The sequence below is a fragment of the Sphingobium herbicidovorans genome (assembly GCF_002080435.1).
Classification (GTDB): domain Bacteria; phylum Pseudomonadota; class Alphaproteobacteria; order Sphingomonadales; family Sphingomonadaceae; genus Sphingobium; species Sphingobium herbicidovorans.
Map to the genome: position 1 here is coordinate 288687 of NZ_CP020538.1, position 21017 is coordinate 309703.

Annotated in this window: 18 protein-coding genes; 7 read left to right on the plus strand and 11 right to left on the minus strand. The window is 62.1% G+C overall.

Annotated elements, in window-relative coordinates; translation table 11 throughout:
- Window positions 1–45 precede the first annotated feature (45 nt).
- The 6 genes from B6S01_RS01385 to B6S01_RS01410 form a co-directional block, all read right to left on the minus strand.
- Complete coding sequence (locus B6S01_RS01385; protein WP_037468613.1) at window positions 46–264, minus strand: GFA family protein; 219 nt, start codon at window positions 262–264, stop codon at window positions 46–48.
- A gap of 608 nt (window positions 265–872) precedes the next feature.
- Window positions 873–2456: a cisplatin damage response ATP-dependent DNA ligase gene (locus B6S01_RS01390; protein WP_037468616.1), complete on the minus strand. Its 1584-nt coding sequence runs from the start codon at window positions 2454–2456 to the stop codon at window positions 873–875.
- Between the two features lie 139 nt (window positions 2457–2595).
- Window positions 2596–3588: a ligase-associated DNA damage response exonuclease gene (locus B6S01_RS01395; protein WP_037468618.1), complete on the minus strand. Its 993-nt coding sequence runs from the start codon at window positions 3586–3588 to the stop codon at window positions 2596–2598.
- Between the two features lie 250 nt (window positions 3589–3838).
- Window positions 3839–5059, minus strand: coding sequence for a 5-aminolevulinate synthase (hemA, locus tag B6S01_RS01400; protein ID WP_037468620.1), 1221 nt, complete (start codon window positions 5057–5059; stop codon window positions 3839–3841).
- 154 nt (window positions 5060–5213) lie between these two features.
- On the minus strand, window positions 5214–6017 hold the full coding sequence (murI, locus tag B6S01_RS01405) for a glutamate racemase (protein ID WP_037468622.1): 804 nt from the start codon (window positions 6015–6017) through the stop codon (window positions 5214–5216).
- Window positions 6018–6082: 65 nt separating this feature from the next.
- Window positions 6083–6484, minus strand: coding sequence for a PilZ domain-containing protein (locus B6S01_RS01410; RefSeq protein ID WP_037468623.1), 402 nt, complete (start codon window positions 6482–6484; stop codon window positions 6083–6085).
- Between the two features lie 156 nt (window positions 6485–6640).
- Between B6S01_RS01410 and plsY the strand changes: the two genes are divergently transcribed.
- From plsY to topA, 3 genes are all read left to right on the plus strand, one after another.
- Entirely contained in the window at window positions 6641–7240 is a 600-nt protein-coding gene (plsY, locus tag B6S01_RS01415; RefSeq protein WP_037468739.1) for a glycerol-3-phosphate 1-O-acyltransferase PlsY, read from the plus strand.
- Window positions 7237–8319: a DNA-processing protein DprA gene (gene dprA / locus B6S01_RS01420; RefSeq protein ID WP_037468624.1), complete on the plus strand. Its 1083-nt coding sequence runs from the start codon at window positions 7237–7239 to the stop codon at window positions 8317–8319. Before plsY ends, dprA begins: the two co-directional genes overlap by 4 nt.
- Before the next feature lie 75 nt (window positions 8320–8394).
- On the plus strand, window positions 8395–10944 hold the full coding sequence (topA, locus tag B6S01_RS01425; RefSeq protein WP_037468625.1) for a type I DNA topoisomerase: 2550 nt from the start codon (window positions 8395–8397) through the stop codon (window positions 10942–10944).
- A gap of 114 nt (window positions 10945–11058) precedes the next feature.
- On the opposite strand, the gene era is transcribed toward topA, so the two are convergent.
- The 3 genes from era to lepB form a co-directional block, all read right to left on the minus strand.
- The gene (gene era / locus B6S01_RS01430; protein WP_037468627.1) at window positions 11059–11967 is read right to left on the minus strand and encodes a GTPase Era; all 909 of its coding nucleotides are present in this window, start codon (window positions 11965–11967) and stop codon (window positions 11059–11061) included.
- 73 nt (window positions 11968–12040) lie between these two features.
- The gene (gene rnc / locus B6S01_RS01435; RefSeq protein ID WP_051908563.1) at window positions 12041–12754 is read right to left on the minus strand and encodes a ribonuclease III; all 714 of its coding nucleotides are present in this window, start codon (window positions 12752–12754) and stop codon (window positions 12041–12043) included.
- Window positions 12709–13533 carry a signal peptidase I gene (lepB, locus tag B6S01_RS01440; RefSeq protein ID WP_037468629.1) on the minus strand — a complete coding sequence of 275 codons (825 nt, stop codon included), beginning with the start codon at window positions 13531–13533 and terminating at the stop codon, window positions 12709–12711. The genes rnc and lepB overlap by 46 nt, the downstream gene beginning before the upstream one ends.
- Window positions 13534–13712: 179 nt before the next feature.
- Between lepB and pgi the strand changes: the two genes are divergently transcribed.
- Window positions 13713–15218, plus strand: coding sequence for a glucose-6-phosphate isomerase (gene pgi / locus B6S01_RS01445; protein WP_037468631.1), 1506 nt, complete (start codon window positions 13713–13715; stop codon window positions 15216–15218).
- Between the two features lie 114 nt (window positions 15219–15332).
- Complete coding sequence (gorA, locus tag B6S01_RS01450) at window positions 15333–16679, plus strand: glutathione-disulfide reductase (RefSeq protein ID WP_037468633.1); 1347 nt, start codon at window positions 15333–15335, stop codon at window positions 16677–16679.
- A gap of 23 nt (window positions 16680–16702) precedes the next feature.
- Here the strand turns inward: gorA and B6S01_RS01455 are convergent, their stop codons facing one another.
- Complete coding sequence (locus tag B6S01_RS01455) at window positions 16703–17419, minus strand: 2OG-Fe dioxygenase family protein (protein ID WP_037468635.1); 717 nt, start codon at window positions 17417–17419, stop codon at window positions 16703–16705.
- A 73-nt stretch (window positions 17420–17492) separates the two neighbouring features.
- Complete coding sequence (locus B6S01_RS01460) at window positions 17493–18908, minus strand: helix-turn-helix domain-containing protein (RefSeq protein ID WP_037468742.1); 1416 nt, start codon at window positions 18906–18908, stop codon at window positions 17493–17495.
- A gap of 121 nt (window positions 18909–19029) precedes the next feature.
- Between B6S01_RS01460 and B6S01_RS01465 the strand changes: the two genes are divergently transcribed.
- Together B6S01_RS01465 and mce are read left to right on the plus strand one after the other, a co-directional pair.
- A complete protein-coding gene (locus B6S01_RS01465) occupies window positions 19030–20562 on the plus strand; it encodes an acyl-CoA carboxylase subunit beta (RefSeq protein ID WP_037468637.1) in 1533 nt (510 codons plus the stop codon).
- Between the two features lie 13 nt (window positions 20563–20575).
- Window positions 20576–21016, plus strand: a complete 441-nt coding sequence (gene mce, locus B6S01_RS01470; protein ID WP_037468639.1) for a methylmalonyl-CoA epimerase — start codon at window positions 20576–20578, stop codon at window positions 21014–21016.
- The last annotated feature ends 1 nt before the right edge of the window (window position 21017 follow it).

Below are 21017 nucleotides of genomic sequence, written 5' to 3' on the forward strand. Positions count from 1 at the left end.
TTCTCGACTTCGCTTGAAACGAACGGAGGTGGGGAGATTCGGACGTTAAAAACTCGCGCCATCGACCTTGTTGATCTTGAGCGCGTCTATGTCGATTTCCGGCACGCAGCGCAGGTTGAACGCGAGGACCGGCCCGTCGGGAGAATCGCCTTCCGCGAAAGATTGCGTGCCGCAGACATTGCAGTTGCAGGACATGGCTTCAGTGGGCGCGTCGGCTACGGTGAAGGTAACTGCACCGCAGTGGCAGCTTCCGGTGTAGGGCATGGGGGTCTCCTCCAATACACATGCTGCAATCTCGCATGTGGATATGCTGGGCTCTTGGAGTTTCATGGAAAATCGGCAAGAGCCAAGCATGCTGGTTTCGACCGTATCCGGGAAAGATGTAAATGGGGCATGTCTTTCGACAGTGGGCTACAGTTTTCTGGAGCAAACTCCTGCTGAACCGAGCTTGGGGTTTAGTCCGGCTGATTAGCCTAGTTGTCTTCTTGATGATTGTAAGTTGCATATCGCTGATCCGCCCAGAGCCGACGCCGGAAAAGCTGCAAGGGACGGTAATCAGTAAAGGAATCCTAAGAAAAGGTGTTCCGTTTCTGTATCTCAACACTTCGGGACGATCCTATAGGATGTATTGCCCTTTTGTGCAGGCAACAACAAAGAGAAGAAACGGTAACCGTCAACCGTGCTTTCAGTCTCGGATATATGATCTTGTGGGTAGTAAAATCACTGTTCGACATGACCCGGCGCAAAAATCTATCACATCTCAGATTGTTGTGAGAGAGGTCCTTGATGATGGCGGTCGATCCCTAATAAAGCCAGGTTGGATGACAGATTGTAGAGCGAAGGGTGGCTGTCGATGATCCGATCGGCTTTACCTAACTCACCAACCGCCTCAATCCCTCCACCGTATCCGCCTCGCTTGCAGGCTTGTCGCGCCGTATCCGCGCTATCCTCGGGAAGCGCATCGCCAGCCCGGACTTATGCCGCTTGCTTTCATGGATGCTGTCGAAGGCGACTTCGAGCACCAGCGACTTTTCCACCTCGCGCACCGGGCCGAAGCGGTTCACCGTGTTCGTGCGTACGAAGCGGTCCAGCCATTTCAGTTCCTCGTCGGTGAAGCCGCTATAGGCTTTGCCGACGGGGAGCAGTTCACCGTCCTCCGTCCAGCAGCCGAAGGTGTAGTCTGAATAGAAGGAGGAGCGTTTGCCGTGGCCGCGCTGGGCGTACATCATGACGCAGTCGGCGGTCAGGGGATCGCGTTTCCATTTGTACCAGAGCGCCGCCTTGCGTCCCGCGACATAGGGGCTGTCGCGGCGCTTGAGCATCAAGCCTTCGATGGCGGCGTCGCGGGCGCTTGCGCGGATGTCGGCGAGGGCTTCGAAGTCGGCGGCTTCGATGAGGGCGGATATGTCGAACCGATCCCGGTCCAGCGTCGGGACGATGGTTTCGAGGCGGGGGCGGCGTTGTTCCCATGGGAGCGCGCGGAGGTCTTCGTCGGCGTGGAGCAATATGTCGTAGAGGCGGACGAAGGCGGGGTAGTCGGCCATCATCTTTGCCGTCACCGCCTTGCGGCCCAAACGTTGCTGGAGGGCGTTGAAGCTGGCGGCCTCTCCGCCCTGAAACTCTCCTTTGACGAGCAGTTCGCCGTCGAGGACCGCGTGGGCGGTGAAGGCTTCCGCAATTTCGGGGAAGCTGCCGGTGATGTCGTCTCCGGCGCGGCTGTAGAGGCGGGTCTGCGCGCCAGTGCCGACGATCTGGATGCGGATGCCGTCCCACTTCCATTCGGCAGCATAGTGGGTGAGATCGACGCTGTCGGCCTCCAGCGGGTGGGCGAGCATGAAGGGGCGAAAAAAGGGCGTGCCTGTGGGGTCGGGGCGCTCGGTGCGGCCTTCGGCCCAGTCGAAGAGGGCGGTATAGGGAGGGGAGAGGGCGTGCCAGCATTCCTCCACATCGTCGACGTTGAGGTTGAAGGCTTGCGCGAAGCCGGTCTTGGCGAGGCGGGCGGAGATGCCGACGCGCAGGCCGCCGGTGGCGAGCTTTAGCAGGGCGAAGCGGCCCGATGCGTCGAGATGGTCCATCATCTGGGCGAGGACGGTGGGCGCAGCGGCCCGGCTGGTAGCGTGGAGGCGGTCGATGATTGCCGAGAGGGTGAGGGAGCCGTCGTCCAGTTCCGGGGGCTGGTCATCGACCTTGGGCCAGAGGAGGGCGACGGTTTCAGCAAGATCGCCGACATAGTCGCGGCTCATTTCGAACAGGACCGGATCGACGCGGGTGCGGGTCATTTCCCCGATGACGGAGGATTTGACCGCTTTTATGTCGAGATTGCCGGTCAGGGCAGCCAGCGCCCATCCCCTGTCCGGGTCTGGGGTTTGGGCCATATAGGCGGCGATGAGGTCCAGCTTACCATTGCGCGAGCGGGTGTAGACGAGGCCGTCGAGGAGTTGGGAGAAGGCGCGCATTAGGGCGCCCTGCCCGTATTGAGGGCGGGGTGAGGGGGCGGCGAAGGCGTTTCGACGGGCTCAGCGGGGGGCTTCGACGGGATCAGCGCGAACGGACAATGGTAGTGGTCCGGGGGAGGGTGGAGTGCACTGTGCTGCATTAGCCCTCATCCTCGTCTTCGCGGCCGACCAGCGCCAGTGCCCTTGCCCGCATCTGGTGGGTCATGCACCAGTGCAGCAGCGCTTCTTCCCGGCCGTGTGTAATCCAGGTTTCTGTCGGGGCGACTTCCCGGATGGTGTCGGTCAATTCGTCCCAGTCGGCATGATCCGAAATGACGAGCGGCAGTTCGACATTCTTCTGCCGGGCGCGCTGGCGGACGCGCATCCAGCCTGACGCCATGGCGGTGATGGGATCGGGCAGGCGGCGGCTCCAGCGGTCGTTGAGCGCGGAGGGAGGCGAAACGATGATGTGGCCGCGCATGTCTTTTGCCTGGATGCCGGTGGCGGGGCGCAGTTCGCCAAGGTCGATGCCGAAGTCGCTGTAGAGCGCACACATGCGCTCCATGGCGCCGTGGATATAGATGGGATCATGATGACCCCGGGCGCGGATTTCGCAGATCAGCCTCTGCGCCTTGCCGAGGGCATAAGCGCCGACCAGGACGCAGCGATCGGGATTGGCATGGAGTGCGGCGAGCAGGCGATCAACCTCGCTGCTCGTGTCGGGGTGGCGGAACACGGGCAGGCCGAAAGTCGCTTCGGTCACGAAGATATCGCAGGGGACTGGCTCGAATGGCTTGCAGGTCGGATCGGGGCGGCGCTTGTAGTCTCCGGTGACGACGACGCGCTCGCCCGCATGTTCAAGGACGATCTGCGCCGAGCCGAGGACATGGCCTGCGGGGACGTAGCTGATGGTGACGTCCTTCATGCGAATTTCGTCGCCATAGGGAACCGCGGTTCCCGACGCGGTGCCATAGCGCAACGCCATGATGGCCAGCGTTTCCCTGGTCGCCCAGACATGACCATGGCCTCCACGTGCATGATCGGCATGGCCATGGGTGACGAGGGCGCGCTCCTGCGGGATGGACGGATCGATCCACGCATCGGCGGGTCGGATATAGATGCCGGTGGGGTGTGGCTCGATCCAATGAGGCATGGATGGAAGAAGGGGCTTGCGGCGCGTTGGTTCCGTCAACTTTTGGGAAGATGCAGATCGCAATTTGTGGGCGATGCGCCGATTAATGCCTTTGCCGTGCGATGGGGCATTGCAGCGGGCCCGCTCGCAAAGCGCGCAGGCCATGGCGTTCGGGTGGCGATCCAACGAGCGACGACCGCGCAGACGAACCGGCGGCTCGCCCATTTCCGCCCGGTTTGATTTTCAGGAGGCGGTGGCCATCCCGATAATCTCAGGCGGCCTTGCGGATATCCAATTCCAGCCGATCCCAGATTTCCACCAGCGCCCGAACCAGGTTGCGCATCATATCCTCGCTATGTGCCGGGCCGGGGGTGAAGCGCAACCGTTCCGTGCCGCGCGGCACGGTGGGATAGTTGATGGGCTGCACATAGGCGCCATATTCGGCCAGCAATATGTCGCTGATCCGCTTGGCCTTGACCGGGTCGCCGACCATCAGCGGGACGATGTGCGTGACCGACGGCATGACCGGCAGGCCGGCGTCGGCCATCAAGCGCTTGAGGGTCGTGGCGGCGGCCTGCTGGCCCTCGCGTTCCTCGCTGGAGCCCTTGAGGTGGCGCACGCTCGCCAGCACGCCTGCGACCAGCACGGGCGAAAGCGAAGTGGTGAAGATGAAGCCGGGCGCATAGCTGCGGATGACATCGACGATCATCTGGTCGGCCGCGATATAGCCGCCCATGACGCCGAACGCCTTGCCCAGCGTGCCTTCGACAATGGTCAGGCGATGGGCGACTTCGTCCCGTTCGGAAATGCCGCCGCCACGCGCGCCATACATGCCGACCGCATGGACCTCGTCCAGATAGGTGAGCGCGTTGAATTCGTCGGCGAGATCGCAGATCGCGGCGATGGGGGCGATGTCGCCGTCCATCGAATAGACGCTTTCAAAGGCGATCAGCTTGGGCGTTTCGGGATCTTCGGCAGCGAGCAGTTCGCGAAGGTGATCGACGTCATTATGACGGAACACGCGCTTTTCGCAGCCCGAATTGCGGATGCCCGCGATCATGGAGGCGTGGTTAAGCTCGTCGGAAAAGACGATGCAGCCGGGCAGCAGCTTGGCAAGGGTGGAGAGCGTCGCTTCGTTCGAGACATAGCCCGATGTGAAGAGCAGCGCTGCTTCCTTACCATGCAGGTCGGCCAGTTCCGCCTCCAGGTCGACATGATAATGGGTGTTGCCGCCGATGTTGCGGGTGCCGCCCGAACCTGCCCCGACGTCATGGAGCGCTTCCTCCATCGCGGCCACCACCTTGGGATGCTGGCCCATGGCGAGATAATCATTGGAGCACCAGACGGTGATCGGCTTGGGGCCATTATGGCCGTGGAAGCAGCGCGCGTTCGGAAAAGCGCCCTTGTTCCGCAATATATCGATGAACACGCGATACCGGCCTTCGCTATGGAGCCGATCAATCGCCTGCGCGAAGATATGCTTGTAGTTCACTGAACGCCCAATCCCTTGTGACCCGCATCCCCTTATTTCGGGGCATTTACCTGCTACGGCCGCCTATTACCAGCGATAACCGTTCGCAGCGCTAGGGAGAAATACCTATCATGATGATAGAGGAAATTGGGACTGGACTAAAGGTCCCACCTCTTCACAGCGCTTCCATCTGTGTAAGGCCGAACTCGGCAAGCGCCGGGGCGAGCGACGCCACGCTGTTGTCGAGGCGGGTGAATACCGCCTTTCCTGGAGGACTGGACGCAGGCCAGTTCTGGCCCTGCGTGAGGTAGGCGATGCGGCGGGCAATTCCATCGCCGCCATGGACGAATTTGAGCGGCTGGGAAGCGGCGGCCATCAGTTCTGCTTCCACCAGCGGGAAATGCGTGCAGGCAAGGACGACCGTGTCCATGCGGTCGCCGCCAGACTGGTCGATCAGACCCGCCAGGGCGTCGCGGGCGATTTTCGGGTCTAGCGCTTCGCCGCGCAACTTGGATTCGGCGAGTTGGACGAGCGCAGCGGAGCCATGGCGCAGAACAGTGCAGTCGGCCCCGAACTCTGCCGTCAAGCGATCCACATAGGGCTGCCGCACGGTCGCGTCGGTGCCAAGGACGCCAAACACCCGGCTTTTGGACAGCAAGGCAGCGGGCTTGATCGCGGGCACGGTGCCGACCACCGGAATGTCGAGCGCGGCGCGGACGGCCGAGAGGGCGATGGTCGAGGCTGTGTTACAGGCGATTACCGCCAACCGCGGCCGGAACCGTTCGACCAGGCGACCAAGCAAGGCGGGCACGCGGGCCGCAATCTCCGCCTCGCTCTTTGTGCCATAGGGAAATCCGGCGCTATCGGCAGCGTAGACGACAGGGGCGTTGGGCAGGGCTGCACGGGACGGACCAAGGATGGAGAGGCCGCCGACCCCGGAATCGAAAAAGAGCAATGGTGCGGATGATGCGACTTTCATTGTGGCGCACATGTCGCGGCAGGAGGAAGGGCTGTCAACAGGGCCTCGGGTCGGGCCATGCTGGTTCAGCGGCCCCTGTTCCGTCCAAATCCGGGCCGTTTGAAGTCGCCGGCAGGTTGAGCGCGTTCAGGCGCTTGATAAGGTTCCGCCCCGGAATCCGACGAAATCCGCACCTCGGCAGGATCGACGCCATCGTCCAGCTTGACCCCGAAAGACCGCTTTGCGCACCATGCAATCCGGCCTGCAACCGGATCATGCGTGGGCAGGCAGATGGTGACGGCTTCTCCGGCAACAAGATCAAGCTGGCATTTGCCGCCGATCCCCTGGGCCGAAACATCACGTACGACAATATCGATCTTGCCATGACGGGGGTGAATCATCTGCGCCTTGAGCAGCCTGCGGTGGCGTTCGCTCGCGCGTTTCTGCTCGTTGGCGCTATTCTGATTCACATGCACATTCTGGGGCATTTGCGGGGGCGACCATTTTGACCCAGACTATAGCCGTGGAAAGGCGCACGGCAACAGGCAAGAGTTGGCAGCCGCTCGCAAAGCCGGATTTCGCCTTTGGCATTGCCCATCAGCGCCGGAACGCTATTGTCCGCGCGCAATCAATTCGGCGAGATCATGACACCTGCCTGGCTACTTCCCGCTTTCGTCCTGCTGATATCCTATCTGCTGGGTTCCGTCCCCTTCGGCCTGTTGCTGACGCGATTCACCGGGGCGGGGGATCTGCGCAAGATCGGGTCGGGGAATATCGGCGCAACCAACGTGTTGCGAACCGGGCGCAAGGGGCTGGCGGCGGCGACGCTGCTGCTTGATCTGCTCAAGGGCGCGGCGGCGGTGCTGATCGGTGCGGCGCTGGTCGATGGCGGAGGGCCGATGGCGGGCGCAATGGCCTTTATCGGCCACTGTTATCCGGTCTGGTTGCGTTTTGCAGGGGGCAAGGGCGTTGCGACAATGATGGGCGTGGTGAGCGCGCTGTATTGGCCTGCGGGCATCGTCTTTGCCCTGGTCTGGCTGGGCGCGCTGTTCGGTACGAAATGGTCGTCTGTTGGCGGCATGGCGGCTGGCATCAGCGCGCCGGTGGCGCTGTTGTTCATGGGACGGATCGACCTGGCGCCGGTGACATTGGGGCTGGCGCTGATCCTGCTGTGGCGGCACCGGGCGAACATCGCCAGGCTGGCCAAGGGCGAGGAGCCCAAGATCGGGGCGGCCAAAGGGTGAGCGAACAGGAGCGATTCGATCGCCTCCGTCTGATCCGTTCGCCCCGTATCGGGCCGGTCACTTTCCGGCATCTGATCGCGCGTTTCGGCAAGGCGGGCGAGGCGTTGCGGGCGGTGCCGGAACTCGCCGCGCGAGGCGGCGGCAAGGCGAGTGTTGCGGATGCAGGCGTGGTTGAGAAGGAGATCGCGCGGAGCCGATCACTTGGTGCGCGCTATCTGCTGATGGGCGACAAGGACTATCCATTTTTGCTGGACCAGATGGAGGCGGCTCCCCCCGCGCTGATCGTGCGTGGAGACGCGGGCCTGGCGGCGCGGCAGTGCGTCGCCCTGGTGGGCGCGCGAAACGCGTCGGCTGCGGCCTGTCGCTTCGCCCGCACGCTTTCGCAGGAGCTTGGTCAGCAAGGCGCGGTCGTCGTATCCGGTCTGGCGCGCGGCATCGATACGGCGGCGCATCAGGGATCGGTCGCGACCGGAACCATCGCTGTCATTGCTTGCGGCATCGATATCGTTTTTCCGCCGGAGAATGAGGTGTTGCAGGAACAGATTGCAGCAGAAGGGCTGTTGGTCACCGAACATCCTCCGGGGACGCAGCCCCTGGCCCGCCATTTCCCTGCGCGGAACAGGATCATCGCGGGGCTGGCCGCTGGTACGGTCGTGGTGGAGGCAGCGCCACGGTCGGGGTCGCTGATCACCGCGCGGCTGGCGGCGGATGCCGGGCGTGAGGTGATGGCGGTGCCCGGCTCGCCTGCGGACCCCAGGGCGCAGGGCTGTAACCAGTTGATCCGCGATGGCGCTACGCTGGTGCAGAATGGCGCGGACGTGGTCGAGGCGATCGGCGGGATAGACGGCCGAATGGTCCGGCAAGGGCGTTCGGGCTTTGACGGAGAACCCGTCTCGTCGGATGTGGCGGGCGCGGACCGGGACATCGTGTCGGGCCTGCTCGGCCATTCCGCTGTGCCCGTCGATGAAATCATCCGACTTTCCATGCTGAGTCCGGCGATCGTGCAGACGGTGCTGCTGGAGCTGGAGCTGGCAGGCCGCCTGGAACGCCATGCGGGCGGCCGGGTGAGTTTGTCCTGATGGCCTTGACGGGGACCGCAAACGCCTTCCAGACTCGCGCGTGTACGTGAGAGCACTCAAATAACCGGGGCATGAATGCAGCTTGTCATCGTTGAATCGCCGGCCAAGGCGAAGACCATCGAGAAATATCTGGGCGGGGATTTCCACGTTCTCGCCAGCTATGGTCACATCCGCGACCTGCCCGCGAAGGACGGTTCGGTGGACCCCGACGATGGCTTTGCCATGCAGTGGGAGAATTATGGCGACAAGGGCAAGCAGCTCAAGGCCATTGCGGATGAGGCCAAGAAGGCGACGCGTCTGATCCTGGCGACTGACCCTGACCGCGAGGGCGAGGCGATCAGCTGGCATGTGCAGGAAGTGCTGCGTGCGAAGAAGGCGCTGCCGGCGACAGTCGATCGCGTGACGTTCAATGCGATCACCAAGGCGGCGGTGCTGGAGGCCATGGCCAAGCCGCGTTCGCTGGATGAAGATCTGATCGACGCCTATCGGGCGCGCCGGGCACTCGACTATCTGGTGGGCTTCACCCTGTCGCCGGTGCTGTGGCGCAAGCTTCCGGGCGCGAAATCGGCAGGGCGCGTGCAATCGGTGGCGCTGCGCCTGGTGGTGGAGCGCGAGCGCGAGATCGAAAGTTTCGTGGCCCAGGAATATTGGTCGGTTGCGGCGGAGATGGAGCAGGGCGGCCAAAGCTTTACCGCGCGTCTTGTCCGTTGGAAGGGCGAGAAGATCGAGCGCCTGACCATCGGCAAGGAAGGCGACGCCATGGCCGCGAAGGCGGACGTGGAAGCCGGACGCTTCACCGTCGAGAAGGTGGAAACCAAGCCGGTTTCGCGCAATCCTCCGCCGCCATTCACGACATCGACGCTTCAGCAGGAGGCTGCGCGCAAGCTGGGATTCTCGGCCAGCCACACCATGCGGGTCGCGCAACAGCTCTATGAGGACGGCGCGATCACCTACATGCGTACCGACGGCGTGCAGATGGATGGCAGCGCCATCTCCGCCGCGCGAAAGGCGATCGCGGAGCGCTATGATGGCGGCTATCTGCCCGAAAAGCCGCGCCAGTATCAAACCAAGGCCAAGAATGCGCAGGAAGCGCATGAAGCCATCCGTCCCACTGAATTTTCGCGGGACAAGGTGGGCAGCGGCGATCATGCGCGTCTTTACGACCTGATTTTCAAGCGTGCGCTGGCGAGCCAGATGGCTTCGGCGCGGTTGGAACGGACGACCGTAGATATGGTCGATGGCACAGGGCAGCATGCATTGCGGGCCACGGGGCAGGTGGTGATCTTTCCGGGCTTCCTGGCGCTCTATGAGGAGGGGCGCGACGATGCGGAGGATGATGACAGCAAACTGCTGCCGCGTCTGAACGCGGGCGACGCTCCGGCGAAAAAGAAGGTGATGGCGGAGCAGCATTTCACCCAGCCGCCGCCGCGCTATTCGGAAGCCAGCCTGGTGAAGAAGCTGGAGGAATTGGGGATCGGACGCCCGTCCACCTACGCCTCCACGCTGCAGGTGCTGAAAGACCGCGATTATGTGCGGATCGAGAAGAACCGGTTTTTCGCTGAGGAGAGCGGGCGGCTGGTGACGGCTTTCCTGGAGCGGTTCTTCGAGCGCTATGTATCTTACGACTTCACCGCAGGACTGGAAGACGAACTGGACGAGATTTCCGGGGGCCGCGCCCAGTGGCAGGCGGTGCTGGAAGCCTTTTGGCGCGATTTCAAGCCCAAGACGGCCGAAGTCATGGAGCAGAAGCCTTCGGACATCACCGCCGAATTGGACAAGTTCCTGGAACCGATGCTTTTCCCGCCCAAGGCGGACGGCAGCAATCCGCGTGCCTGCCCCCTGTGCGGTGACGGGCAGTTGTCGCTGCGAGGTGGCCGGTTCGGTGCGTTTATCGCCTGCTCCAATTATCCCGAGTGTAAATTTACCCGGAAGTTCGGCCAGCCTGGCGGCAAGGATGGCGAGGATACAGGACCCGAAGTGTTGGGCAAGCATCCCGAAACCGGGCTGGACATCACGAAAAAATCGGGTCGCTTCGGCCCCTACATAGAGATGGGCGAGGGCAAGGAAGCAAAGCGCGGTTCCATTCCCAAAGACCTGCCGGACGGCGAATTGACGCTGGACTGGGCGGTGAAGCTGCTGAGCCTGCCACGAGAGGTCGGGCTTCATCCGGAAACCGGCAAGCCGATCGTTGCGAATATCGGGCGTTTCGGGCCCTATCTGCTGCATGATGGCAAATATGGTCGGCTGTCTTCCACCGCGGAGATTTTCGAGGTGGGCATGAACAGTGCCGTTGTGAAGCTGGCCGAGGCGGCGAACAAGGGCGGGCGCGGCGCATCCCGTGAACCTTTGAAGGTGCTGGGCAAGCATCCTCGGACCGAAGCTGAGATCAAGCTGATGGAAGGGCGCTATGGCCCATATGTCACTGACGGGACGACTAATGCGACACTGCCCAAGACGATCGAGCAGGACGCGTTGACGCTGGAGGAAGCCGCGCAGCTGATCGACGCGCGGGCTGCGGCGGCTCCGGCGAAGAAGGGAAAAAAGAAGGCGCCGGCTAAAAAGGCTGCGGCAAAGAAACCTGCGGCCAAGAAGGCTCCGGCGAAGAAGAAAGCGGCGGCGGAGTAGCGCGAAACCCGTTCCGGCTGAGCGACGTCGAAGCCTCTTGTTCAACAAGAAGCGAAGGGCTTGGACAGGCTCAGCCCGAACGGGAGTGGGTCGGCTCGATTTGGTGGGCCGAGGCTACTCCACCCAGTCCAGGCCGATATCGCGGTAGATGAACCGATCGTCCTCCCAATCTTCCTTCACCTTGACGTGGAGGTAGAGGTGAACCTTTACGCCGAGCAGGCTCGCCAGTTCGGCGCGGGCCTTTGACCCGATTTCCTTGAGCCGTTGCCCGCCCTTGCCCAGCACGATCGCACGCTGGGTGGGGCGGCCGACGAGGATCTGCTGGTGGATTTCCACCGACCCGTCCTCGCGTTCCTTATATTGTTCGGTATCGACGGCGGTGGCGTAGGGCAGTTCGGCGTGTAGCTGATGATAGAGTTGTTCGCGCGTGATTTCTGCCGCCAGCATCCGGTCGGTGGCATCGGAAACCTGATCCTCGGGGAAATGCCACGGTCCTTCAGGCATCGCGTTGGCGAAGGCGGTCTTGAGTTCGGGCAGGCCATCGCCGGTCGCGGCGCTGACGAAAAATGTCTCGGCAATGTCCAGCCGCTCATAAAGCCGCTCGGTGTGGACGAGCAGCTTTTCCTTTATGGCGATATCGACCTTGTTGAGGATCAGCCATTTCTTCTCCGGCCGGGATGCCAGAGCGGAGATTATCGGCTCCATCTTCGATCCCAGACCAGCCTTGCCATCGACGATCAGCGCGATCAGGTCCGCGCCCTGCGCGCCGCCCCACGCGGCCTGCACCATGGCGCGGTCCAGCCTCCGCTTCGGCGCGAAGATGCCGGGGGTGTCGACCAGCACCATCTGCGTGTCGCCTTCAATCGCCACGCCCATGACCCGGGTGCGAGTGGTCTGCGCCTTGGGGCTGGTGATGGCTACCTTTTGGCCGACAAGCGCATTTACCAGAGTCGATTTGCCCGCATTGGGCGCGCCGACGATGGCGACGACGCCACAGCGTTGGGATTCAGGATCAATCGTCAAACAAAACTCCGTTCAGCCCCGCCTTTTTCGCAGGGATTTTCTTCTTAATGCAAAATGGGTCGGTGGGACAGGCTCAGCTGTCCAGTTTGTCCAGCAGCGCCTTGGCCGCCGCCGTTTCAGCTTCCTGCTTCGACCCGCCCGATGCACTCGCTTCCCCGGCGCCCTTGATTGATACCGTCACCGTAAAGCGTAATGCGTGGTGGGGGCCGGAACGATCCGTCAGCACATATTCGGGAGGCTTGCGGCGGTTGGCCGCCGCCCATTCCTGGAGGGTCGATTTGGGATGCTTGGGGGCGCTTTCCTGCGTGTCGACGCGGCTGTCCCAAAGTCGGCGGACGAGGGCGCGTGCCTCGTCCAGCCCGGCTTCCAGATAAAGTGCGCCGATCAACGCCTCCATGACGTCGCCCAGCACATTATCGCTGTCGGTCGCGCCATCGTCGCGGGCCTGCTTGCCAAGGATGACATGTGTAGGAACGCCCGCCGAGCGCGCTATTTCGGCGCAGGTCTCGCCCGAAACCAGCGCATTGAAACGGCGGGAAAGCTTGCCCTCCGGTTCTCCGGCGAAGCGTTCATAGACCCACTCCGCCATGATCAGCCCCAGGACACGGTCACCCAGAAATTCGAGCCGTTCATAATTGGCGGCATTTGCGCTGCCATGGGTCAGCGCCTGATGGAAGGGCGCAGAATCCTTAGGCGCTCGCCCGATCAATCTGGCGAGCCAGCCAGATGTGTCGGGCTTCGTCAAAAACCTTCCCCGATGCGGTTCCAGCGCGCGGCTGTGAACCATGTCCAGGGCAGCAACCAGTTTGCGCTGCCATCGGTCGAAAATACCGAGATCATGGCCTTGCCCACCAGATTCTCTTCCGGCACGAGGCCTATGCCCCCGCCTTCGACCGCAGGGAAGCGGCTGTCGGCGCTGCGGTCCCGATTGTCGCCCATCATGAAAAGATGGCCTTCGGGCACCAGCATCGTGTCGCGGTCGTCGGCTGCGCCGTCGGGCACGAGGTCGAGCACATTGTAGCTTTTGCCGCCAGGCAGGGTTTCGCGATATTGCGGATAGCGGCACTGACGGCCACCGCCGGGCGCATCTTCCTCAAATTCCGTGCGGTAGCAGGGGGAGGGGCTGCCCTCCTTCGCGGCGGCGCCCAGCATGTTGGGCATGACCGGGATGACCAGATCGGCGACCTTTTGCCTGGGGATTGCCTGGCCGTTCAGGTACACGGCGCCGCCACGAACGGAGATCATGTCGCCCGGCAGCCCGATGACCCGTTTGATATAGTCATTCTTCTGGCTTGGCGGCGCTTTGAACACCACGACGTCCCCGCGTTGCGGCGTGGATGCCAGGATACGCCCCGGAATGAGCGGCAGGTTGAAGGGCAGCGAATAGCGCGAATAGCCATAGGGCCATTTCGCAACCAGCAGATAGTCCCCGATCAGCAGGCGGGGCTGCATCGATTCAGACGGAATATTGAACGGGGACACGATGAAGCTTCGCAAAATGAAGACGAACACCGCCAGCTTTGCGAGAAACCAGATGAAGTCCCGCGTTTCGGATTTTGCGCTCATGCCTGCTCGTCAGTCCTTCGATTTGCCTTGAAAACAGGCCGCTGCGGCTTTTGCTGTGTTGGAAACCTGCCGTCAAGCGCGTGCAACGGTGCATTGGCCGTTACGCTTGAGTAAGAGAGGGAAGAATCGGCAAGTGCAGCGCCGATATCCATTAACGGAAAAAGAGGATCTACCTTTTCATGTCCAGCCCTGCACTGGAGGCGATCGCCGCCATCCCACAGATCGAATTGAAGTCTGCCTTTGCGGCCGACCCGAGCCGGCTGAGCAAGTTTACGCTGACCCAGGGACCGCTGCGTTTCGACTGGTCCAAGACGCATCTGACGAGCGCGATGCTGGACGGGTTTCTGAAACTGGCGGAAGAGATGGACTTCGCGAGGTGGCGCGATGCGTTCTTCGCGGGCGAGCCAATCAACAGCAGTGAAGGCCGCGCTGCCGAGCATCCCGCCGAACGTGGGCAAGGCAATGCGGAAAGCGTGTCGCGCGCCAAGATGCTGCACGCGCGGATGCGTGCGCTGATCGATGCGATCGAGGGAGAGGCGCTGGGGCCGATCCGGCACATATTGCATATCGGCATCGGTGGTTCAGCGCTTGGCCCGAACCTGATCATCGATGCGCTGGGAGACGATGGCGGGCGCTATGACGTTGCGATCGTGTCCAATGTCGATGGCACTGCCCTGGAACGGGCTATGGCGCGCTTCGATCCCGAAGCAACCCTGGTCGCCGTTGCGTCCAAGACGTTTACGACAACTGAAACGATGCTGAACGCGGCTAGCGCCATCAACTGGCTGGTCGAGGCGGGTGTCGAAGATCCCTATGGCAAAGTCATCGCACTGACGGCCAGCCCTGAAAAGGCGATCGAATGGGGCGTGGATGAGACGCGCATCCTGCCCTTCGCCGAAAGCGTGGGCGGCCGCTATTCGCTCTGGTCGTCGATCGGTTTTCCGGCAGCGCTCGCGCTGGGATGGGACGCGTTCGAGAGCCTGCTGGAGGGCGCGGCGGCAATGGACCGGCACTTCCGTCTGTCTGCGCCTGCACAGAACGCGCCGCTGATCGCGGCCTTCGTCGATCAATATTATGCGCGGGTGCTGGGTTGCCAGACTCGCGCGCTGTTCGCCTATGATGAGCGGTTGAGGCTGCTCCCATCCTATCTCCAACAGCTGGAGATGGAGAGCAACGGCAAGAGCGTGACGCGCGATGGAAGGCCGGTCGATGGGCCGACCGCGCCGATCACCTGGGGTGGGGTAGGGACGGACGCGCAGCACGCGGTGTTCCAGTTGCTGCACCAGGGCACGGTTCTGGCGCCCGTCGAGTTCGTTGCTTCAATCGAACCGGGGCACGCCCTCGACCCCGCACATCACCGGGCGTTGCTGGTAAACTGCTTCGCGCAGGGCGCGGCGTTGATGCAAGGGAAGGACAATGATGCCGATCCTGCTCGCGCCTATCCCGGCAACCGGCCTTCCACGACGATCCTGCTGGATGATGTGACGCCGGACGCCCTGGGGGCGCTGATCGCCTTTTACGAACATCGGACCTTTGCCAATGCCGTGTTGATGGGGATCAATCCTTTCGACCAGTTCGGGGTGGAGTTGGGCAAGGAGATCGCGAAATCGATCGAGACCGAGGGAGCGAAAGGCTTTGATCCTTCGACCATGGCGTTGATCGAGTTGGCGCTGGGCGCTGTCTGAGCATCATTGGCGCGGACTGGGTCGGCCTTTGCGTGAACTTGGTGCACGATCGTTTTCCCGTTTGTAACTCCGTCGGTCTGAGGCCATATCCCGGCTCATCCCAGCGGAGGCAGCATGAGCGATTATGATTTCGACCTTTTCGTCATCGGCGCAGGTTCCGGCGGCGTTCGTGCATCGCGCGTCGCCGCGGCGCATGGTGCGAGAGTCGCCGTAGCCGAAGAATATCGGGTTGGCGGCACCTGCGTCATTCGCGGGTGTGTGCCAAAGAAACTGCTGATCTACGGCGCGCATTTTGCCGAGGATCTGAAGGATGCTCGGCGGTTCGGCTGGAACGTCCCGGATTGCGATTTCGAATGGAAGGTGCTGCGCGACAATGTGCTGGCGGATGTGGACCGGCTGGAGGGGCTCTACCGAAATACGCTGTCCAGTCATAAGGTTGACCTGATCCCCGAACGCGCGACCGTTATCGGTCCGCACAAAGTGAGGCTGGCGAGCGGGCGAGAGGTCAGCGCGAAATATATCCTGATTGCGACCGGCGCCTGGCCCGTCATCCCCGAAATCGAGGGCGCGGAGCATGGCATCACGTCGAATGAAGCCTTTCATCTGGAGGACCGGCCCAGGCGGATCGTCATCGTGGGCGGAGGCTATATCGCCAATGAATTTGCGGGTATCTTCAACGAGTTCGGCAGCCATGTGACGATCGTCAACCGATCGGGCACGCTGCTGCGCGGTTATGATGAGCAGATCCGCGATCGGCTGATGCAGATATCTACGATGAAGGGCATCGTCTTCCGCTTCAATGCGAAGATGGACCGCATCGAAAAGAATGAGGACGGGACGCTGTGCGTGCATTTTGCCGATGGCGATCCGATCCCTTGCGACACGGTCATGTTCGCGACAGGTCGCCGGCCGCATGTCGAAGGGCTTGGCCTGGAGAGCGCGGGCGTGGAACTGGACGAACAGGGCGCCATCAAGGTTGATGACTATAGCCGGACCAGCTGCGAGAGCATCTATGCGGTGGGCGATGTCACCAACCGGTTGCAACTGACGCCCGTTGCAATTCGTGAAGGGCATGCCTTTGCCGACACGATATTTGGCGGCAACCCACGGACGGTGGATTATGACTGCGTGCCTTCCGCGGTGTTCAGCCATCCGCCGCTCGCCGGGGTGGGCCTGACCGAGGCGCAGGCGAAAAACACGCTGGGCACGGTCAAGGTCTATACGTCCGACTTCCGGCCGATGAAGAATGTGCTGGCCGGACGCGATGAGCGGGCGCTCTACAAGATGGTGGTGGATGCGACGACCAATCGCGTGGTGGGGCTGCACATGATCGGGCCTGACGCACCGGAGATTTTGCAGGCGGCGGCGATCGCGGTGAAGGCCGGGCTTACCAAGCAGCAGTTCGACGATACGGTCGCCCTCCATCCGAGCATGGCGGAAGAGCTGGTCTTGCTGAAATAAGCGTGGGCGGGCCGGGTTGCCCGCTATCCACCCTTGGCAAAGGTGACCACCAGCGCATCGCGCCAGGCAGGATGGTCTGGATCGACGGCGTGGATTTCGGTGACGCCGTGCAGAATCCGGTGGTCGTCAATCAGCACCGCATCGCCCGGCCGGGCAAGGGTGAATTCGCCCAGCGGTTCGCCATCGGGCGACCCGATGCGGGTCACGCCCTCGCGTACGTTGCGGCGCTCGACCAGCATTACGAACACCCAGTCCACGCCGTCGCGGTGCAGGCCCTCCGGGGTGGGGCGACCCACATGGTCCTGCTGCGTTTCGATGCGGAACTGGTGCATCTCGACATGCCACGGCTGAGCGCCGTCTGCGTCAAAGATTTGTGCGCAAAAGGTAAAGATCGCCCGCATCACAGGGTTATCGACCACCTGCTGATGCACGGCATCGAACCAGCGCTGCACGTCTCCGTTCAGGGGATTATAGTCGCGGCTCTGATAATGGGGCTGGTGCGGTTTGCGCGCGAAATGGCCCTGCTCGCAGCGGAAGGCGGCATGTCGCCGCCGCCGATAGCGTCCCCCATCCGCCATATAGAGGTCGGGGCCGAGATCATTCCAACTGTCCGAAAAAAGAGCCCACGCCGCGCCGTCGACGCCGACAATATCGCGCATCTCATTTCCGCCGACGCGCGCAAATCCGCCGCGCGAAAGGTCTGCGGAAATGCCCGTGTCGAGAAAAATGCCGTTATCCATCTATTCAGCCTAAGCCCTCGCTCAAACGAGCAACAGGGCCAGTTTCCGCAAACTGGGACTGGCCGTCTGCGGTTCATCCTATCCAGTAGGGGACAATCTGCCGATTATCCGGATCGACGCGGATGGGGCGGTCGGCGGGCGGAAAGGCACGCTGATCGCATCCCTGCCGTGAACAGAGGCGGCAGGTGATGCCGATCGGGGTGGCCGCACCTTCCATTTCCAGTTGCAATCCGTCGGCATAGACGAAGTTCGCGGCGTGGGCGACTTCGCAACCCAGTACGACAGCATAACGGCGCGGAGTGCGTGAATAGCTGCCAGAGGGCTTTACCAGTCCCTTTGCCATGGAGACATAGCGTACGCCGTCGGGCGTCTCCCCGAGCTGGACGTTGATCCGGTCCGGAATGGCTACTGCCTCATGCACGTTCCACAAGGGGCATGCGCCGCCGAAGCGCGCAAATTGCAGACGCGTGGCGCTGTGCCGTTTGGTGATGTTGCCCGCCATGTCGACGCGGCAGAAGAAAAAGGGAATGCCGCGCAGCCCTGGCCGTTGAAGAGTGGACAGGCGATGGCAGGCCTGTTCGAAGCTGACCCCGAAACGGCGCGCGAGACGGTCGATGTCATGCCGCACCGCGCGGGCGGCGTCGCGAAATTCGGCGTACGGCATCAACAGCGCGCCTGCGGCATAATTACCAAGCCCGACAGTCAGAAGGCGATCCGCCCCCTCTACCGGCAGGGCGGCGCGGTTGACGACATCGGCGATGACGGCCTGCCCTTCCAGCATCATCAGCTGGTGGGACAACATGAATTTGCGGCTCTCCGTCGGAAGCGCGGCGTTAATGAACACTCTACGGTCGCTTGATGAATAAGAGCGCAGGGCGGAGTCCGGCGTATCGGCGATCAGCGTTTCGATGCCATGCCGCCGCGCCAGCGCCTCGACCAGCATGCCTTCATCCAGCGCCTGTCCGGCGGTAAAGCTCTTCGCCATGTCCTCGGCCAGGCAATCGAGCGCGTGGACATAGTTGCCCGCCTCATGAAACCAGTCGCGCGCCGCTTCCCACGGGAGGCGGGCCTGCACTTCATGGTCGTTGGCGATCGCTTCCTCGATCATGTTGATGCGCTCGTTCGCGCGCATATGGGCGTTGTAAAGGTCGATATAGCGGGCCGCAAATTCTGGGAATTGCAGGTGCAGCTTTTCAATCCGCTCCGGCTCCATCGGCGCGCCGGGCAGTTCCGGGTGGGCAAGCGCGAAGGTAAAGGCGCCGAGGAGCTGCTCCTCTTCCCGGCTGTCGAAACTTGCCCAGTCGGTTGGAAAGGCGCTGGCCAAGGCAGCCTTCACCTTGGCGGTCAGCGGGCGGTCGTCATTCTCAAGCTGGCTCAGATAGGAGACGGAAATGCCAAGCGCCTGCGCCATCGTAGCCTGGTCCATCCGGTGGTCCAGGCGGAGTTGCCGGAGCCGCTGACCTGCGAAAATGCGATTGCCTCGTGCCATGTTCCGCCCATAATTTGCGAAATGGTGATTTGCAAATTGGCAAATTTGCATTTGCGAAAAGAACGAAAGAAGGGGAAGGGGCAGATGTAGCCATCCGTGTCGTTCCCGGAGAGATTTTAATATGTCGAAGCTCGCCATTATCGAACAGCTGGAAGCCAAGCGCGAAGCCGCGCGCCTGGGCGGTGGCCAGCGCCGCATCGACGCGCAGCATGCCAAAGGCAAGCTGACGGCGCGTGAGCGGCTTGAAGTGCTGCTCGATGAGGACAGCTTTGAAGAAGTCGATATGTATGTCGAGCATAACTGCGTCGATTTCGGCATGGACGAACAGCATATTCCGGGCGACGGCGTGGTCACTGGATCGGGCACGATCAACGGTCGCCTGGTCTTCGTTTTCAGCCAGGACTTCACCGTCTATGGCGGCGCGGTGTCGGAACGGCACGCGATGAAGATCTGCAAGATCATGGACATGGCGATGAAGGTCGGCGCGCCCGTGATCGGCCTCAACGATTCGGGGGGCGCCCGCATTCAGGAAGGCGTTGCCTCGCTCGCAGGCTATGCCGAAATCTTCCAGCGCAACGTGCTGGCGTCGGGCGTGGTGCCGCAGATCAGCGTGATCATGGGTCCGTGCGCTGGCGGCGCGGTCTACTCGCCAGCGATGACTGACTTCATCTTCATGGTGAAGGATTCAAGCTTCATGTTCGTGACCGGGCCGGACGTTGTGAAGACCGTTACGAACGAGATCGTCACGCAGGAAGAACTTGGCGGGGCGATTACGCACACCACCAAGTCTGGCGTTGCCGATCTGGCGTTCGAAAATGACATTGAGGCGCTGCTGGCGGTTCGTGACTTCGTTGATTTCCTGCCTGCGTCGAACAAGGAGCTGGTGCCTGAGCGGCCGAGCGCGGACGCCTGGGACAGGATTGAAGAGAGCCTGGATACGTTGGTCCCAGCCAATGCCAACCAGCCTTACGACATGCATGAATTGATCCGAAAGGTGATCGACGAAGGCGACTTTTTCGAGGTGCAGCCGGCGCACGCGGGCAACATCATCTGCGGCTTCGGCCGGATCGAGGGTAAGACGGTCGGCATCATCGCCAACCAGCCTATGGTGCTGGCGGGCGTGCTGGACATCAATTCCTCAAAGAAAGCCGGGCGCTTCGTTCGCTTTTGCGACGCTTTCGAAATTCCTATCGTCACCTTCGTCGATGTGCCGGGCTTCCTGCCGGGCACCGCGCAGGAGCATTCGGGCATCATCAAGCATGGCGCCAAGCTGCTCTTCGCTTACGCCGAAGCGACCGTTCCGAAGATCACCGTCATCACGCGCAAGGCCTATGGCGGCGCCTACGACGTTATGTCCTCCAAGCATCTGCGCGGCGACCTCAACTATGCATGGCCGACTGCCGAGATCGCGGTGATGGGAGCCAAGGGCGCGGTCGAGATCATCTTCCGCGGCAAGACATCCGAAGAGATCGCGGATCGCACGAAGGAATATGAGGACCGCTTCGCCAACCCGTTCGTCGCAGCGAGCAAGGGCTTCATCGACGAAGTGATCCAGCCGCATTCGACCCGCAAGCGGATTGCCCTGGGCCTGCGCAAGCTGCGCAACAAGGCGCTGGAAAATCCGTGGAAGAAGCACGACAACATTCCCCTTTGAGGAGAAGGCAGCCATGAAACTCGGCCGTCTCAACCATATTGGCGTCGCGACGCCTTCGCTGGAATCCAGCATCGCCTATTATCGCGACGTGATGGGCGCGACGATCACGCATCAGCCTTTCGACCTGCCTGCGCAGGGCGTGAAAGTGTGTTTCGTCGATACTCCCGGTGAAAATGGCACTGCGGGCACGCAGATCGAACTGATCGAGCCTTTGGGCGAGAACAGCCCGATCCATGGCTTCATCGCCAAGAACCCGGCGGGCGGACAGCATCATATGTGCTATGAAGTGCCCGACATTCATGTGGCCAAGGCGTGGTTTGAAGGCTTGGGCAAGAAGGTGCTCGGCGAACCGCGCATCGGGGCGCATGGCACGTTGATCTTCTTCGTGCACCCTAAGGACATGAATGGGGTGCTCACCGAAATCATGGAAACGCCGAAAGAGGGCGCACATTGAT